This window comes from Rossellomorea sedimentorum, assembly GCF_046237645.1.
Classification (GTDB): domain Bacteria; phylum Bacillota; class Bacilli; order Bacillales; family Bacillaceae_B; genus Rossellomorea; species Rossellomorea sedimentorum.
On record NZ_CP143546.1, the window covers coordinates 2,944,190 to 2,960,341 of the forward strand.

General features: G+C 40.3%; 14 protein-coding genes. 4 read left to right on the top strand and 10 right to left on the bottom strand.

Annotated features, from left to right (window positions below; all coding sequences use genetic code 11):
• Positions 1 to 244: 244 nt before the first annotated feature.
• The 5 genes from V1502_RS14630 to V1502_RS14650 form a co-directional block, all read right to left on the bottom strand.
• Complete coding sequence (locus tag V1502_RS14630; protein WP_409254359.1) at positions 245 to 2,413, bottom strand: peptidoglycan D,D-transpeptidase FtsI family protein; 2,169 nt, start codon at positions 2,411 to 2,413, stop codon at positions 245 to 247.
• A gap of 220 nt (positions 2,414 to 2,633) precedes the next feature.
• Positions 2,634 to 3,851 carry an MFS transporter gene (locus tag V1502_RS14635; protein WP_409251372.1) on the bottom strand — a complete coding sequence of 406 codons (1,218 nt, stop codon included), beginning with the start codon at positions 3,849 to 3,851 and terminating at the stop codon, positions 2,634 to 2,636.
• 106 nt (positions 3,852 to 3,957) lie between these two features.
• Positions 3,958 to 4,566 (bottom strand): superoxide dismutase SodA, encoded by a 609-nt coding sequence (gene sodA / locus V1502_RS14640; RefSeq protein ID WP_409251373.1) that lies wholly within the window; start codon positions 4,564 to 4,566, stop codon positions 3,958 to 3,960.
• Positions 4,567 to 4,899: 333 nt separating this feature from the next.
• The gene (locus V1502_RS14645) at positions 4,900 to 5,382 is read right to left on the bottom strand and encodes a DUF456 domain-containing protein (protein WP_409251374.1); all 483 of its coding nucleotides are present in this window, start codon (positions 5,380 to 5,382) and stop codon (positions 4,900 to 4,902) included.
• Between the two features lie 72 nt (positions 5,383 to 5,454).
• Positions 5,455 to 7,065, bottom strand: a complete 1,611-nt coding sequence (locus V1502_RS14650) for a Na/Pi cotransporter family protein (RefSeq protein WP_409254360.1) — start codon at positions 7,063 to 7,065, stop codon at positions 5,455 to 5,457.
• A gap of 257 nt (positions 7,066 to 7,322) precedes the next feature.
• Here V1502_RS14650 and V1502_RS14655 point away from each other — a divergent pair, with 257 nt between their 5' ends.
• The 3 genes from V1502_RS14655 (at position 7,323) to ispG (ending at position 10,852) form a co-directional block, all read left to right on the top strand.
• Positions 7,323 to 8,093, top strand: a complete 771-nt coding sequence (locus V1502_RS14655; protein ID WP_409251375.1) for a DUF1189 domain-containing protein — start codon at positions 7,323 to 7,325, stop codon at positions 8,091 to 8,093.
• A 1,144-nt stretch (positions 8,094 to 9,237) separates the two neighbouring features.
• Positions 9,238 to 9,579, top strand: a complete 342-nt coding sequence (locus V1502_RS14660; RefSeq protein WP_409251376.1) for a hypothetical protein — start codon at positions 9,238 to 9,240, stop codon at positions 9,577 to 9,579.
• A 160-nt stretch (positions 9,580 to 9,739) separates the two neighbouring features.
• Positions 9,740 to 10,852, top strand: coding sequence for a flavodoxin-dependent (E)-4-hydroxy-3-methylbut-2-enyl-diphosphate synthase (ispG, locus tag V1502_RS14665; protein ID WP_409251377.1), 1,113 nt, complete (start codon positions 9,740 to 9,742; stop codon positions 10,850 to 10,852).
• A 177-nt stretch (positions 10,853 to 11,029) separates the two neighbouring features.
• Here ispG and V1502_RS14670 read toward each other — a convergent pair whose 3' ends face one another.
• The gene (locus tag V1502_RS14670) at positions 11,030 to 11,428 is read right to left on the bottom strand and encodes a DUF4190 domain-containing protein (protein WP_409251378.1); all 399 of its coding nucleotides are present in this window, start codon (positions 11,426 to 11,428) and stop codon (positions 11,030 to 11,032) included.
• 425 nt (positions 11,429 to 11,853) lie between these two features.
• On the opposite strand from V1502_RS14670, the gene V1502_RS14675 reads away from it, so the two are divergent.
• A complete protein-coding gene (locus V1502_RS14675) occupies positions 11,854 to 12,420 on the top strand; it encodes a 5' nucleotidase, NT5C type (RefSeq protein WP_409251379.1) in 567 nt (188 codons plus the stop codon).
• Between the two features lie 46 nt (positions 12,421 to 12,466).
• Here V1502_RS14675 and V1502_RS14680 read toward each other — a convergent pair whose 3' ends face one another.
• The 4 genes from V1502_RS14680 to V1502_RS14695 form a co-directional block, all read right to left on the bottom strand.
• Complete coding sequence (locus V1502_RS14680) at positions 12,467 to 12,877, bottom strand: Fur family transcriptional regulator (RefSeq protein WP_409251380.1); 411 nt, start codon at positions 12,875 to 12,877, stop codon at positions 12,467 to 12,469.
• Positions 12,874 to 13,737, bottom strand: coding sequence for a metal ABC transporter permease (locus tag V1502_RS14685; protein WP_409251381.1), 864 nt, complete (start codon positions 13,735 to 13,737; stop codon positions 12,874 to 12,876). Before V1502_RS14685 ends, V1502_RS14680 begins: the two co-directional genes overlap by 4 nt.
• Positions 13,734 to 14,516, bottom strand: a complete 783-nt coding sequence (locus tag V1502_RS14690) for a metal ABC transporter ATP-binding protein (RefSeq protein WP_409251382.1) — start codon at positions 14,514 to 14,516, stop codon at positions 13,734 to 13,736. The genes V1502_RS14685 and V1502_RS14690 overlap by 4 nt, the downstream gene beginning before the upstream one ends.
• A gap of 416 nt (positions 14,517 to 14,932) precedes the next feature.
• The gene (locus tag V1502_RS14695; RefSeq protein ID WP_409251383.1) at positions 14,933 to 16,147 is read right to left on the bottom strand and encodes an ISL3 family transposase; all 1,215 of its coding nucleotides are present in this window, start codon (positions 16,145 to 16,147) and stop codon (positions 14,933 to 14,935) included.
• Positions 16,148 to 16,152 lie beyond the last annotated feature (5 nt).

Sequence of the window (16,152 nt, forward strand, 5' to 3'; positions counted from 1 at the left end):
TGAAACATTAATAATAAGAATTTTCGGAAAAAAATTATTGATGAATTATCGTTAAAAGCGCATATGTTCATACAGCGAAGTGGCGACTGGGCTGGCTCTCGCCGAAAATCCGAGGAAGTCTCACACCTGCGGCTTCATCCAACCCAGAGAAGCAATTGCGATTTTGCTCTTAATAACCCCCAGATTTTTGGAAAAACAGGCTAAAGAAAAGAACCTTCCAGCTCGGAAAGGTTCTTTATTGTCTTTATTCTTCGTTTGTTTCTTCTTCTGCATTTTCACCATCAGTGTTCTCTTCTCTTGTCTCTTCCTGAATTTGTTCAGCATCATCAACATTTTCAACTTTTCTTTCCACATCGGAAGAGTTCATGCCTTTATCTTCACGTTGTTTCTTCAGCTCAAAGTATTTGTCCATGACTTTTCTTGAGATGATCTTATTGATATAAGGATCATGGCGGCCGTTATGCGACCATGGAACGACGGTGGAAAATGCCACTTCCGGCTGGTCATATGGAGCATAGCCGATCAGAGTGGTATTATACGTATCATAATATTTGCCAGTTTCCGGGTCTCTGTAACGGGCTTCCGCTGTTCCAGATTTACCAGCTGTGACATAAGGTGCACCATTAAACTGTCTGTATGCAGTACCTCCTTCGTATTGATATACTCGATAAAACCCTTGCTGTACATGTTCCATTTGATCCTGTGTCACATTCACTCTGTTAAGGATTTCCGGCTGTTTGACCGTTTCAATCGGACCCATGCTCTCCTTATTGCTGCCCGGTTGACGGATTTCTTTCAGGATATGCGGCTGAACCCGGTAACCGTCATTGGCAATTGTAGAAACATATTGAGCAAGCTGCAACGGTGTATACGTATCAAACTGGCCAATGGCAAAGTCCATCATGTTACCTGGAGTATAAAAGGTTCCTTTGTATCCGTCCACTTCACCGGGTAAATCAATGCCAGTCTTAACTCCCAAACCAAATTGAGCAAAGTGGTTTCTCATGTTATCAAGGTCTTTTGCTGAACCGCTTATTGGAGCATCACGTACATAGTATGGATTTCCGCCTATTCTCATGGCAATCTTCCACATATATCCGTTTGAAGAAACTTCCAGAGCTTGTTGATCAGACAACAGCCTAGTTCCGCCATACCATGATTTCTTTATTGGTGTACCTTTTATCTTAATGGGTTCATCCCAAATTTTTTCTCCCGGGGTCAAAACGCCCGTCATATACCCTGTAAGCACGGTAGCACCTTTGACTACCGAACCTACCTCGTAGAAACTTGTGTAAGTACCCAGAGCGTAATCCTGAATCCCATACTCACCCGTGTTAGGGTCTTTCGCATATCTCTTCCCTACCATGGCAAGGATTTCTCCCGTATTAGGGTCCATCATAACGACAAAAGCACGGTCCAGATGAGAAGATTCCGGCTTTACTACATTCTTAAGCAGCTCTTCCGTCACAATCTTTTCAACTTCCTGCTGAAGTTCCATATCGATTGTGAGGACAACATCCTTCCCGCGCTGGCCTTCCTGAATTAACACGGACTCCAGCACGCTTCCGTTCTTCGTGATGTTCTTGATTTTTTCTTTCTGTCCCTTTAAGACATCTTCATATTGGAGCTCTAAGTAAGTCTGTCCTACCCGGTCGTTCCGGTTATAATCTCTTGCTAAATAGTAATCTACCATTTCCCTCGGCAGTCCTTCTCTTGAAGACGACACATTCCCAAGTATGGAACGCAGAGTTTTATCAAACACATACGTTCTTTCCCAGTCAGTCGTCGTATTGACACCAGGAAGTTCTGAAAGGTGCTCACTGACTCTGGCGAACTCTTCCTGTGTCACCCCTTTATTCTTCACCATTTGCGGTGATAGGGCATATCCGCTGTTCATTTCACGAAAGATAGCCAGGTCTTCCAAATCTTGTTGAGATAAAGACTCTAAATCTTGTTCCGTAATTCTGTCCAGGGTCAACTGATAAATTTTCGAGTTGATTTCATCCTGGGAAAGTTCTTCATCACTGCTTATTTTTTCTTTTTCTTCTTTAGAGACTTTTTCGGCAGCTTGCTCTTTATTGAGCAAAATCCAGTAATCCTTTTTGTCGCGTTCCGTCACTTCCTCAGTATCCATGTCAATCAACTGCGCAAGTTTGCGGGCAACCTCGATGATCTCAGTAGTTTTCGTGGATTGAGTCCGTGTATACGTAATAGCGTTCATTGGAGTATTGTCCACGATCACATTTCCTACACGATCATAAATTTTCCCTCTCGGAACACTATTGTTGACGAGTACATCTTCTGTTCTTTCAACTTCACGTTTATATTCTTCGCCTGAAACGATCTGTACGATACCAAGACGCAGGATCAGTAAAGAGAATAATAAAAAGACCGCAAAAAACAGGATGTTCATCCGAGCAGGCACATGCGTCTTTTTCTTTTTCTTATTTTTTTTCAACCTCTTCCAGTCCTTCCTCTATATTAATTCCGGGTAGTAATCTATTCTTATACTCATTATATTATAGAAAAAAATGGGCTATTTCCACCCATAACATCTCATGGGTTTATAATTAATATTTTCCAGCTCAATAAAAAGCAGAGAAGATATCCGCTCTTCTCTGCTGCAGGGTTTTTTATGCCGTAGAAAGCTTAATCTTACGGACGAAAAAGTATATCATAGTATGGCCTGAGCCAAGGATGAGGAGCAGAATTGGAATGCTCTTATCCTCATTGAAAACGGTGATTGCAAATATAAACGAAAGTATCGAGACAATTCTACCAAGGTTCAGGAAGATTTCCCGGACCACGATATATTCGATTCTCATTTCTGCAGCCTTCCACCCCTTGCCGATAACATCATAGGTCATCGATATGTAGGGGACTAACAGAAGAGGATAGGCAACGGCAATCACCCCTGCATATAACAGGAGCTTTGCATAGGTTACATCGAAGACAATTAAAAAGATGGACAGATATAATCCTAGACCACCCACCAGTATCGCCTTTTTCCTATGCTTCTTTTTAATCATCCGCGACGTCAGGAAATACCCGATAAAAGCGATTCCTGAATTGATCAAGCCGAATGTTCCAATTGCAAATTCACTTCCCGTACTGATGAAAACGAATACTGAAATGACAAAGATGAAAGTCCCTTCCCTCAAACCTTGAAAGAAATGGGCATTTGTAATTAACCGCCAGTTTTCGTTATTTTTCCTCTCTTTTAAAATCCGCCTGAAGAAGTACCTGCCATGAGCCGGACGTCTTTTTAAAAAGAAACTTAACACTACTGCTAATGAAAACAGGCCAAGGGACAGGCCGAAAACAATGGTGTACCCCTGGAATGAAGTAAACCTGGAAATAATATAGCCTGCAAGGATCGGCCCCACCATTCCCCCTGCAGAAGTAAGTGTTCCTAAAAACCCATTAAAGAAATCTCTCGTCTCTGGTTCGGTAATTTCAAATGTCAGCACATTGAAGGCAAGCCAGTAAAACCCGTAGCCAATCCCAAGCAATGCCCCCAAAATAACAAGATTATCTCCAGCATTCTCACCAAAAAACAGCACAGATAAATAGAAAGAAGCCAAAAATATGACTCCTATCCTAAGAACTATTACCCGATCTATCTTTTTCGCCCACCTGCCGGCCAATATAAATGTCAGCGGCTGAAAAATGACTACCGTCAAGTTATATATCCCAAGATCCAGAAACTCTCCGGACTGTTTCCATAAGTAAATGTTCACGAAGGTATTTGATAAAGCAACACTCATGGAATATAAGCCGCCGATCAACAGAAGGAACACAATATCTTTGTTTAACTCAATATCACCTAAAAGCCTGTTAAACCTGGTCATTTTTATTACTCCCCTTTTTCGTACGCTTATTTTTTGAAAAAGGAGTGTAAGTTATACCCATTAAAAAAAGAAGGTCCCATTTAAAGGACCTTCTTTGGAAGCTTTATTATTTTGCAGCGCTGAAACGCTTGGAAACTTCATCCCAGTTTACTACATTCCAGAATGCATTGATGTAGTCAGGACGGCGGTTTTGGTAGTTAAGGTAGTAAGCATGCTCCCAAACATCCAAACCAAGGATAGGTGTTTTGCCATCCATAAGAGGAGAATCCTGGTTAAGAGTGCTTGTTACTTCAAGCTCACCGTTATTTACAACAAGCCAAGCCCAGCCAGAACCGAAACGGCCTGCAGCTGCAGCAGCAAATTCTTCTTTGAACTTTTCAAAGCTGCCGAATTTGCTCTCAATCGCGCTTGCAAGTTCACCATCAGGGTTTCCGCCTCCGTTTGGAGAAAGGATTGTCCAGAATAAAGAGTGGTTTGCATGGCCGCCGCCGTTATTGCGGACAGCTGTGCGTGCACCTTCTGGAACAGCATCAAGGTTAGCTACAACTTCTTCCACAGACTTGCTTAGAAGTTCTTCGTTTCCTTGAAGAGCATCGTTCAATTTTGTTACGTAAGCATTATGGTGCTTCGTATGGTGGATGTTCATTGTTTCCTTGTCGATATGAGGTTCTAAAGCATCGTAAGCATAAGGTAATTGCGGTAATTCAAATGCCATGATAAATTCCTCCCTATGTAATATTTAGAATCGAAGAACGATTCCGGTCTTCCCAATTTTTAGATTACCAAATTTAGCTTATTCCATCAAACGAAATGCTTGAATTGTGATAAAGTTCGATGACATAATTATCATCACCAAAAAAAATGCTTCTATTCTAAGTTCTATATTGTCTCTTTTGATAACTTTATGACAAGAGCTTCCTCTCCGCCCCTGAGAAGCAGCATGCCTGCCAGTATAATGGTATGCTGCTTGGCTGAGTACATTTTAAATCGTGAAAACACATAAATAATAAACATTATGTTGTATTTTCCTTTCCTCGCTATCCACCTTTTAGAGGACCATTATAACGAAGTAAATAACCATAATAATTTGGATAATCCCCTTTGTAAAGACGCTTGAAATGAATCCTACCAAAGATCCCGCCCCAACCTTTAAAGCCTGCTTGAACCCAGTTCGGTTTACAAGCATTTCTCCAATCACAGCCCCCAGGAAAGGTCCGGCAATAATTCCGACAACCGGGATTATAAACGGGCCGATCAACAAGCCAATGGTGCTCCCCCAGATTCCTGCTTTTGTACCGCCATACCTCTTAATTCCAATAAGATTGGCGGCATAATCTGCACCAAATAACAAAACAACAAACAGTCCTTGAATACTCCAAAACAGCCAATTGAAAGTTTCAAAGGTGAAGAAAACCCCATAGAGAAGAAAGGCTCCCATAAGGACCAGTACACTTGGAATGATCGGATAAACCAATCCTATAAATGATGCAGCAATCAATATAATGATGACAGCCCAATAAACAATATCCATTATTCTTACCTCCATATAGAAAAAAAGACTGGCCAGAAGATTACACGACTGGTCAGTCTTATTATACAAATATTAATCGTTTTCTCCCAGTACCGCTTCAGCGATGTTAACGGCATGGTCACCGATACGCTCCAAGTTGCTGATAATGTCAACGAAGACAATCCCGGCTTGTCCTGAACATAATCCTTCATTAAGTCGCAGGATATGTTTCTTACGAAGCTTACGTTCCATCTTATCAATCATATCTTCTTTTTCTGCAACTTCTTGTGCAAGTTGATGATCATTGTGATCCAATGATGAAACAGCTTTTCTAACAGTTTCGATTGTAAGTTCAAACATACCGTCCAAATCAGCCATTGCATCCTCAGTGATTTTCACTTTATTAGCCTGCTGATACTCGACCAATTCAAGGATATTCTCAAAGTGGTCGCCGATTCGTTCGATATCTCTTACGGTATCCATTAGGATCGAATGCTTTTCTGATTCTGCTTCTGTTAAAGAAGCGGCTGATATATCAACTAAGTAGTTTGTAATCTTTTTATCGAGATTGTTTATTGCATCTTCAATTTGGTAAGCAACCTCTGAATGTTTATTTTGTTTTGTTTTCAGGAAGCTGTTTGATTCCTCTAAGCCTTTCACTGCAAATTCACCCATACGGAGCACTTCTTCTTTTGCTTGACCCAAAGCAATGGATGGCGACTGCTCGATGAACATTGGATCGAGATGCTTCGCTTTATAGTCAACAAGAGCATCCTCTCCCGGTATCAGCTTCGTTACAATAAGTGCCAGCAAGCCGATGAAAGGAAACTGAATGATTGTATTCGTCAAGTTGAATGTTCCGTGTGCAAAGGCAATCGTCATTTCAGGGTTAAGATCCAAGGCACCTTGCAGGAATGAGATTAACCTGTGATATAAAGGTAAGATAAGTAGGAAGATTGTCGTTCCTATCAGATTGAAAATTACATGCGTTGCTGCAGCTCTGCGTGCAGCCACCGATGCACCGATTGCTGCCAAAACAGCCGTAATCGTGGTACCGATGTTATCACCGAACAGAACAGGCAATGCAGCATCTATATTCACCAAACCTTCTGCATAAAGACCTTGAAGGATCCCGATTGTTGCTGATGAACTTTGTACAATGACCGTAAACACCGTACCGATTACTACACCGAGAATCGGGTTTGAGCTCATACTTACAGTTAAGTCTGTAAAGGCTTCAAGTGATCGCAGAGGTTTCATTCCGCCGCTCATCAATTCCAATCCATAGAATAAACCACCGAATCCAAACACAATTTGTCCAAGATACTGAACTTTTTTATACTTAAAGAAGAATAACATGACCGAACCTGCTGCTATGATAGGCAGGGCATACTCTCCCAGATCAATACCGATAATGAAAGCTGTTACAGTCGTACCGATATTAGCTCCCATGATGACCCCAATTGCCTGACGAAGTGTCATAAACCCTGCACTTACTAATCCAACCGTGATGACAGTAGTACCACTGCTTGACTGAATAAGAATAGTTACAATGATACCTGCCAGCACACCCATGAAAGGATTGGTCGTAAATTTATCAAGAATTTCCCTTAAACGGTCCCCGGCTGATTTCTGCAATCCATCTCCAAGATACTTGATACCAAACAAGAAAATTCCAAGGCCGCCAAAAAACTGAAATAACATTTCCTGCCAATTTAACTCCAAATATTTCAACCCCTAAATATATTTTTCGACATCAAATAACAAAAACCCCTATCAATTATTAATGGATTATTAAGAAAATGTAAAGACTTTTTTAATATTTTTATTACTACTTGAATATTCGAAAAAAACTGCCAGTTCATCCATGATTATATTGAGTTACAAATCTGCTTGAAGTATAGGCAGCATCAAGCATAAAATAAAAAAAGAATTTGCAAATCAGGGAGTGTAATAAGCACATGAACATTTTTAAACAGTTATACAAGAGCTTATATTCACCAAAGGATATAGCTGCTTACCGCTTTCAAGGGATAGGAAAAACGATCTTATACATTTTTCTGCTCGTATTAGTATCCATCGTGCCTGCGGCTTATCACCTTACAACATTCACAAATCAAGCAATCAGAGAAGGCATGGAAACAGTAGAAAATGAACTGCCACCCTTTGCTATAAAAAATGGGACATTGAATACACAGTCCGAAGAGCCGATTAAAATTGAGAAAGAAAGACTGACAATTGTTCTGGACAGCTCCGGCTCCGTTCAGCCAACAGAACTGGGAAGCGAGATCCATGCCGTCGGTCTTCTGGAGGACCAATTCGCCATTGTAACTGCAGGAGAAGTACAAACCTTTCCATATTCACTTTTTGACGGGTTAGATGCTGATAACGGGGATATAGTGAGCTTCCTGTCCTCGCTTGATTCTTTAAAAGGCATTATCCTTACTGTCTTCATCGTCATTTTGTATCTTTTCTCTGCAGGTATTACTTTTATCAAAGTCAGCCTTTTTGCCATCTTAGGGTTGTTATTTGCGAGTGTACTGAACAGGAAACTTCCTTATAGACAGTCATGGAGGATCACCGCATACAGCATTACGTTATCAACCATCTTCTTCACTATCATGGAAATGCTTAATACTTTCATACCGGCGAGTTTCTTTCTTGACTGGGTTGTGATTGCACTTGTCTTATATTTATCCATTAAAGAGATTCCTCAAAGGAGAAGGACATAATTATATAAAAAAGTGTCCCACAGTCATTGTAAGTAGTTTCCTTTAGAGGTACTAACCATTAAAATTCATAGTCTTTAGCATGCGAATTCGCACCATTATTCGTATGCTATTTTTTATTGTTATTACAGCTTATCTTTTACTTCCAACTGTGTTTTCGTATTTAAAATCGCCTCACGTTTTCGCATTACTGAAATATATTTTGCAGTCTTGGCGAATTCACTAGCGAAAATGTGTTAAAAAACCATAACGGATTTTATTCACTATGGTTCATTCGTTTTTATAGGAATTAAAATAACTTAACTTCAAATTAAACTCTTCGTTTGTACAATAGACGATTCTTTATTCCAGGCCCCTCCACCATAAACAAGGACCAAAATAGGAAAAGCCATATTATAAGGGAAGAAATTCCCCTTATAGATAAAATGTCGAGGAAAATAGGTCAAATAGAGGGAAATCTTCCGCTATTAACTTAAAAACCATGAAAATTGGATTACTGAGCAGGCTTAACGGTAAATCCTCCCCTTATTTTAACTCTCTCCTTTCTCTTCACTCGGTGAAACGGAACTAGTCGAATTCATAGAAAAAAAGCAGCCTTTTTGGACTGCTTTTTCTAGTCTTGCACTCCAAAACTGAACTACTTACAGTCTTTGGGACACTGTTTTTATCTCAATATAAATTTCTTGGATAAAGAAGCCAGTTAATTCGATAAGGATTTTAGCTGGATACCGATTTCATGGGTGTTTTCCATTTCTACTGTTCACTGCTGGTGGCCAGCATTTGCTCTGTACTTGCCAGCGTTTCCTGGGAGACAGAAGAGAAACTCAGGGCAGCAAGTTCTAATTGCGGCAATTCCGTTCTCAACTCACGGAGCGCCTTCTGCATATTACCGAGGTTTAGGCTAACTCTTTCTACTTCCTTCATAAGTTCAATAGAGACTTTGTAAATTTTACTCAGATCAAAAACCCCAACTATATCCATAACTTGAATGTACGAGTAGTATGTCTTTTTAATTTCCAAAAAAGTAGGAAACAAGCTGATCAGTGACGAATAAGTACTATGGATAAAAAGCATTATGAAAAGCAGTGTCTACAGGAGATTCTCGGAGGAATCATTCACTTAAATTAGAGAGAACGGAGGCGGCCACTTGAAAAGGATGTACATTTTTTTATTGATTATGATTGTTTCTTATAGCATATATTATGATTTAAAAGCGGGCACGCTTCCTAAAATTGAAGAAACGGCAGCCCCGGTAATTGCAACTGAAACAGAAGAACCCCCTCCAGCAGTTGAGGAAGACTATGAAATAGAACACACTACTGTCAAAATAAAATCAGGCGATACAATATTATCCCTCATGGAAGAGACACTTGACGGCCCCCTTCCCGTTTCGATCGACCAGTTAATCGAGGATTTCGAATCATTAAACGATGGACAGTCACCACATGATATCCAGGTTGGGAAAGTGTATAAACTCCCGGTATATTAATATTTGTATGAATTGTGGAAAGAATGAAAAGCAATGATGGATTTTCTTGTATATCTGTATCTAATTCTTTCAATTACAAGCAAACATTGTTACAATACTTTCGTACGCTTATTATTTTTGTTTCACTAAAAATGAATTTTCCAAAAGGAGCGAATAACCCTTGAGTGAAATAATACATCGTTCTAAAACTCGTCCAGTCAAAGTTGGAAATCTGACGATTGGCGGCAACGACGAGCTTATCATACAAAGCATGACGACGACTAAAACGCATGATGTAGAAGCGACGGTAAAAGAAATCCACCGCCTTGAAGAAGCAGGATGCCAGGTCGTCCGTGTCGCCTGCCCTGACGAGAGAGCAGCAAATGCAATTGCCGATATTAAAAAGCAAATCAATATCCCATTAGTAGTCGATATCCATTTTGATTACAAGCTGGCTTTGAAAGCAATAGAAGGCGGAGCTGATAAAATCAGGATTAATCCTGGTAATATCGGACGCCGGGAAAAAGTAGAAGCAGTTGTCAAAGCTGCCAAAGAAAAAGGGATTCCGATCCGTATCGGGGTCAATGCCGGAAGCCTGGAAAGAAAAATCTTAGAGAAATATGGATATCCTACAGCTGACGGAATGGTAGAAAGTGCACTGCACCATATTAAGATCCTTGAAGACCTTGATTTCCATGATATCATCGTCTCAATGAAAGCATCAGATGTTAATCTTGCTATCGAAGCGTATACTAAAGCAGCTCAGACTTTTGATTATCCGCTTCACTTGGGAATCACAGAATCAGGTACACTTTTCGCTGGTACAGTAAAAAGTGCGGCCGGCCTTGGAGCTTTACTAAGCAAAGGCATCGGGAATACTCTTCGTATCTCCTTGAGTGCTGACCCTGTGGAAGAAGTAAAAGTTGCGAGGGAATTACTAAAATCATTCGGACTCGCTTCAAATGCCGCCACGTTGATTTCCTGTCCGACTTGCGGAAGGATCGAGATTGATTTAATCAGTATTGCTAATGAGGTGGAAGAGTACATTTCCAAAATCAAAGCACCTATCAAAGTAGCTGTTCTCGGCTGTGCGGTAAACGGACCCGGAGAAGCAAGAGAAGCCGACATTGGCATCGCTGGTGCACGCGGGGAAGGACTATTGTTCCGCCATGGTAAAACAGTAAGAAAAGTTCCTGAAGAAACAATGGTTGAGGAACTGAAGAAAGAAATTGATATCCTTGCTGAAGAGCATTACAGAAAACAAAGAGAAGAAGAAGAAAAGCAAGAGGTATAATAATAACAATAATTGTAAAGGCCCTCCCCCCTTCAGGGAGGGCCTTTATTAGATAGCGAGAGTACTCACCCGGAAATGATGGGAAGTACACCAGTTACCAAATCAAAAAGCTTGGCTGAAAATCAGCCAAGCTTTTTCATCGTTCCCAGAATGCTCCCAATTCTGGGAAGATAATGGTTAAAAAAACGGCAGGACGAAAATCCCCACTATGATGGAGACGGCACCGATACCGATAGCCCAACCTCCAAGACTAGAACCTCTTCGTCTGGCTACAAATCCCAGCACAATTCCTGCTGCTCCAAACAGGACAGGTACGATGAAAAGCGACAAAATCGAAAGTGCCAATGCTGAATATCCCAATATCCTGCCAGAGGCAGTTGTTTCTTCAGCCGTATCCTTTTCGAAATCACTTCCAAGTGCCATTGGAGTTGTAATCTCTGCTGCAGTTTCTTCGTTATATTTGTTTTGAACAACTTCAACTTCCGGATTGTCGTTCACATTTATATAGTCATTATAGATGTCTATATTTTGAAGATCTTGATTAACGCTGTCATTTTTGCGTCTCTCATTATCCATTACAATCCCTCACTTTCCGTGTTCAGGAGCATTTATAGTGTTTGCTAAAGTCATGAATTTACCTATGCTAATGATTGTCAAAAAATGAAGAAGCAATAGGTGCATATCCTACTATCACCAAGAATATGGTACACTTTATCCAAGGTTCTTTTTCTTCACTGTGGCTTATATGGCTTTCTTAAAATGGCCTGCATTGGTCAACAGACTGTTATTTAAAATATATTCAGCCTTAACAAGGACAGAAAATTTCATTCTGTCGGGCATAACTAAAAAAGAAAATAGTCATGGCCTGCGGTGGTTTACTAAGCAATATCTTATCCCAATAAGCATGTATGAAGATATTAAAGCTGAAAGTAAAAATAAATTGCCTTTCAACGATCACTGCCAACAAGAACTCAACTGTAGAATAATAAGGAGATGTACATATGAAAAAAAGATTTGGAATAGATATTGACGGAACTGTGACTTGTCCAACCTCTCTCCTTCCTTACATAAACAAGGAATTTAACCTGAATTTAACCTTGAACGATATAACACAGTATGAACTTACAGAAGTGTTGGATATTACCCCTGAAGTATTCGGTAAATGGTTTAAAAAAACAGAAGGAACGATCTATAAGGAATCACCACTGGCACAGGGGGCAAAATCGGTTCTGGACGATTGGAAAGATATTCATGAGCTGTATTTTATCAGTGCACGCCCCTCTCATTTATTGGAACTAACGAAGGAGTGGTTTGATTACCAGGATCTTTTGTATCACCATATTGAACTGATTGGTTCACATAATAAAATTTCGACAGCTCAAAAATACAATGTCGATATCTTTTTTGAAGACAAGCATGATAATGCTGTATCTATCCATGAAGAATTAAATATTCCGGTCATTCTCTTCAATACTCCATATAACCAGGACAAGATTCCTGAGGGGGTCATCAGAGTGAATGATTGGCAGGAAGCCCGAAACTGGGTGGAAAGTTGGCTGAAGAAATAATGCCAAAATAAAAAAACGCCGTCAGACGTTAAAGTCTCCGGCGTTTTTAGATGCATTGCGGGCATTTTCCATATATTTCAAACTTATGCCCTGAAATATCATATCCACTCAAACTTTCTTGGAGAACTTCCATTGGACATGTATGGATTGCTTTTGTCTTTCCGCAATCCATACATATAAAATGGTGATGATGGTGATTATTTGTACAGGTAAACCTAAAATGTTTTTCCCCTGAGAGTTCGGTTTCCTCTAATATTTCCAAGTCCACAAATAACGAAAGGTTGCGATAGATGGTATCAAAGCTCAAGCCCGGATAATCATCCTTCATACTTTCCAGGACATCTTTGGCTGTTAAATATCTGTCTGAATGAGAAAACAATTCCAGCATCTGTTCCCGTTTCCCGGTATGCTTAAAGCCCTTTTCCTTCATCAACGTCAAGGCCTCTTCAAGTTTCATAAGCTCACCTCATCCTTCTTCAACGCTTTATTTGATGTGATTTTTTTAAATAAGATTGTCAATAACAAGATGACGATGGCCGACATCACAATGGTACCGCCTGGAGCTAAATCCAGATAATAGGCGGATACCAGACCGGTGATGACCGCCACTTCACCGAATAACAGCGAGAAACCGATCGTTTGTTTGAATCCCCTTGCCACCCGGAGGCTTGCTGCAACAGGAAGCGTCATCAAAGAAGATACAAGAAGAATACCGACAATCCTCATAGAAGCCGCTATGACAAGAGCAACCATGACCATGAAAATAAAATGAATTGTCTTGGCCGATATCCCGGAAGCTTTTGCAAACTCCTCATCAAATGAAAGCAGAAACAATTCTTTATATAAAATTATAATGATGGCAATAACCAGGACTGTGACTGCTGCAATCAAATATAAATCGGTCCGGCTTACAGCACTAACACTGCCAAAGAGGTAACTGAACAAGTCGGTATTGAATCCATCGGCCAATGAAATGAAGATAACGCCTATCCCTATTCCACCTGATAAAATAATGGGAATAGCGAGTTCCTGATAATGTTTATAGAGGCTCCTGAGCCGTTCAATGAATAATGATCCTGTCACCGAAAAAGCCATCCCTAAATATAGAGGGTTCAATCCTGCAAATGCACTGACATTCTTACTCAGAAACAAACTGGCTGCAATCCCTGAAAGCGTCACATGGCTGAGGGCATCCGCGATAAGAGATAACCGCCTTACCACGATGAAAGCGCCAATCAGTGGAGCAATAATGCCTATCAGAATACCCGTCAGAAAGGCATTCTGGAGAAATTCATAATTCAGTAATGCGTCTATCATCGTTCTACCTCCGTATGATTGTGGTCATGATGAAGCAACTGAACATCATGTCCGTAAATACCGGAAAGATCACTTTCTCTTAAATTTTCAAACTCCGCTGTATTTCCGTGGAAATGAAGCTTTCTGTTCAAACAGGCTACATGCGTAACCTTACTTGAAATCGTTCCTATATCATGAGTTACGAGAAGCAGGGTAATGCCCAAGTCTTTATTTAGGTGCTCAAGCATCTCATAAAACGCCTGAACATTTTTGCTATCTACCCCTACAGTCGGTTCATCCAAGATTAACACATACGGTTTGCTCACCAGCGCTCTCGCAATGAAAACTCTTTGCTGCTGCCCCCCAGAAAGTTCCCCAATATTACGATTAGAGAAAGCAGACATTCCAACAGATTCAATTGCTTTTTCAATCTGTTCTGCGTGTTTTTTTCCAATCATCTTGAACATGCCGACCTTTTTTGTCAGCCCACTTGAAACCACTTCCCTGACTGTAGCGGGAAATCCTGAATTAAATGAATTGGCTTTTTGTGAAACATATCCAATACGGTCCCAATCCTTGAATTTTTGTTGAGATTCTCCAAACAAACGAATTTCTCCGTCTCTTGCTTTTAACAGTCCAAGAATCAGCTTCAGTAAAGTCGACTTTCCCGATCCGTTCGGACCCACAATGCCGAGAAAGGCTCCTGATGGAATCGATAAATTAATATCCTCTAATACAATTTCTTTATCATAACGAAAACTCAAATGGTTTATATCTATAACTGATTTATTATTATCCATGAGAAAAAATCCCCTTCATAAGAATCATTCCGATTTACTATAAGAAGTATACAGGATGAATATTTTAATGTAAACCAGCAAGCAGCATATTGCAAGGGGAATCATGAAATACTTCTATTTTATGTTCAAGTTGCTGTCAAAATAGGCACGGTTTCAGTTTTAGTACTCGAGAGAAAAGGTAAATCACATAGTAATTATCAGACAAATCAACTATTGAATTGCCGGAGATAGAATTAATACAACGCAGAATACAGTGCAATGATTTCCGCTCCAACATAACAAGATACATAATCGTCTTGTAACCCTATTTAACAACCCCATCAACTAACAAAGCCTATAACTAAGTACCTGCCTCATTAACATATAAAAAAAGGTTCTACGTCAAATGTTGGGGTAGGAGTGCTTGCTCCTACTCCTTAACCAACATGAATTTCCTTTAACTTGTATTGATGATGCAATAACACTCGAAGTCTAAAGCGATCATAACGTCTAAAACCAAACGCATTCCTTTTTATTACTTTAGTTTGGTTATTCAATCCCTCGATAAAACCGTTATTATAACCGAACGCAAAGCTGTTTAGAATTTCTACTTGCCAGTTTTTCAGGGTCTGGATAGCTTGTTGAAATTCCTTTAACCCTGCGTTTTCGACCTTACGGTAAAAACTGTACAAACCCTCTTTAACCTTTTCGGGTGCTGAAGGTCCAAGCTTTTTCCCTTCTTCAAACCACAATCTGTAAGACTCCTTCAACGCATACGCCGTACGCAGCTCTTCAGAAAGTCCAAGGTATCGTTCCAGGTACCAGATTTGCCTATCATTTAGCTGTTCATAAGGCTTGTGGAAAATGTGCTTCATTCTCTTACACTTTTTACGGTCATACGCATGAAACTCTTTCTGTACTCGCCTTCTCACACGTTCTAGAGCCCAGTGTATATAACGGGAAAAGTGAAATCTATCGGCCACAATGATAGGAGTTCCCAGAGCTTTTCTTACCGCAGATTTAAAAGCGTGACTCATATCCATGACGACTACTTTCACGTTTGAACCTTTTTCACGCAGGTAGTTCTTTATAGTTGTGACTGAGCGGTTAGGGAGAATGTCCAAAGGCTCTCTGGTCTTCCCATCCGCAATAATGAGCTGATATTTCCCCTCATTTGTATCCCCTTTATACTCATCAATAGCGATGACAGACGGGAGCTTTTCAACCTCTTTTAGACGGGAGGCGGAAATTTGATCAAAACGTCGTATGACTGTAGCTTGAGAAGTGCGGAACTGGCGCGCTGTATCTTTAAAGTTCTTTCCCTGAATCACTCGAAGACCTAAGGCTTGATTCCACTCAAGTGTATGTCTTTGATAACGTTGAACAAACGTATTGTCTTCCGCAAAACGTTTACCACAAGGGCAACTGTACCTACGTTTGCGGTAGAACAAATAAGATGTCCGTTCAAATAGCTTAAGGTGTTGAATCTTTTGAAGCCGATAGTCGTGGACCCTGCAGGTCCAGTTTTTACAGGATGGGCACTTATGCTTTCTTTTTGGCAATTCAATATGGAGATGGAAAGCCTCCCCCACTTCCTCAGCCTTTGAAATCCTAACCCCTTCTAATCCAGGTAAAACCATGTTAAAATGCATTTACA

Coding starts and splice junctions, on each gene's coding strand:
- V1502_RS14685 (WP_409251381.1), bottom strand. CDS start 13,737: ATGATAGACGCATTACTGAATTATGAATTTCTCCAGAATGCCTTTCTG.
- V1502_RS14630 (WP_409254359.1), bottom strand. CDS start 2,413: ATGAACATCCTGTTTTTTGCGGTCTTTTTATTATTCTCTTTACTGATC.
- V1502_RS14690 (WP_409251382.1), bottom strand. CDS start 14,516: ATGGATAATAATAAATCAGTTATAGATATAAACCATTTGAGTTTTCGT.
- V1502_RS14695 (WP_409251383.1), bottom strand. CDS start 16,147: ATGCATTTTAACATGGTTTTACCTGGATTAGAAGGGGTTAGGATTTCA.
- V1502_RS14655 (WP_409251375.1), top strand. CDS start 7,323: ATGAACATTTTTAAACAGTTATACAAGAGCTTATATTCACCAAAGGAT.
- V1502_RS14670 (WP_409251378.1), bottom strand. CDS start 11,428: ATGGATAATGAGAGACGCAAAAATGACAGCGTTAATCAAGATCTTCAA.
- V1502_RS14680 (WP_409251380.1), bottom strand. CDS start 12,877: ATGAAACTTGAAGAGGCCTTGACGTTGATGAAGGAAAAGGGCTTTAAG.
- sodA (WP_409251373.1), bottom strand. CDS start 4,566: ATGGCATTTGAATTACCGCAATTACCTTATGCTTACGATGCTTTAGAA.
- V1502_RS14645 (WP_409251374.1), bottom strand. CDS start 5,382: ATGGATATTGTTTATTGGGCTGTCATCATTATATTGATTGCTGCATCA.
- V1502_RS14675 (WP_409251379.1), top strand. CDS start 11,854: ATGAAAAAAAGATTTGGAATAGATATTGACGGAACTGTGACTTGTCCA.
- V1502_RS14650 (WP_409254360.1), bottom strand. CDS start 7,065: ATGTTATTTCAGTTTTTTGGCGGCCTTGGAATTTTCTTGTTTGGTATC.
- V1502_RS14635 (WP_409251372.1), bottom strand. CDS start 3,851: ATGACCAGGTTTAACAGGCTTTTAGGTGATATTGAGTTAAACAAAGAT.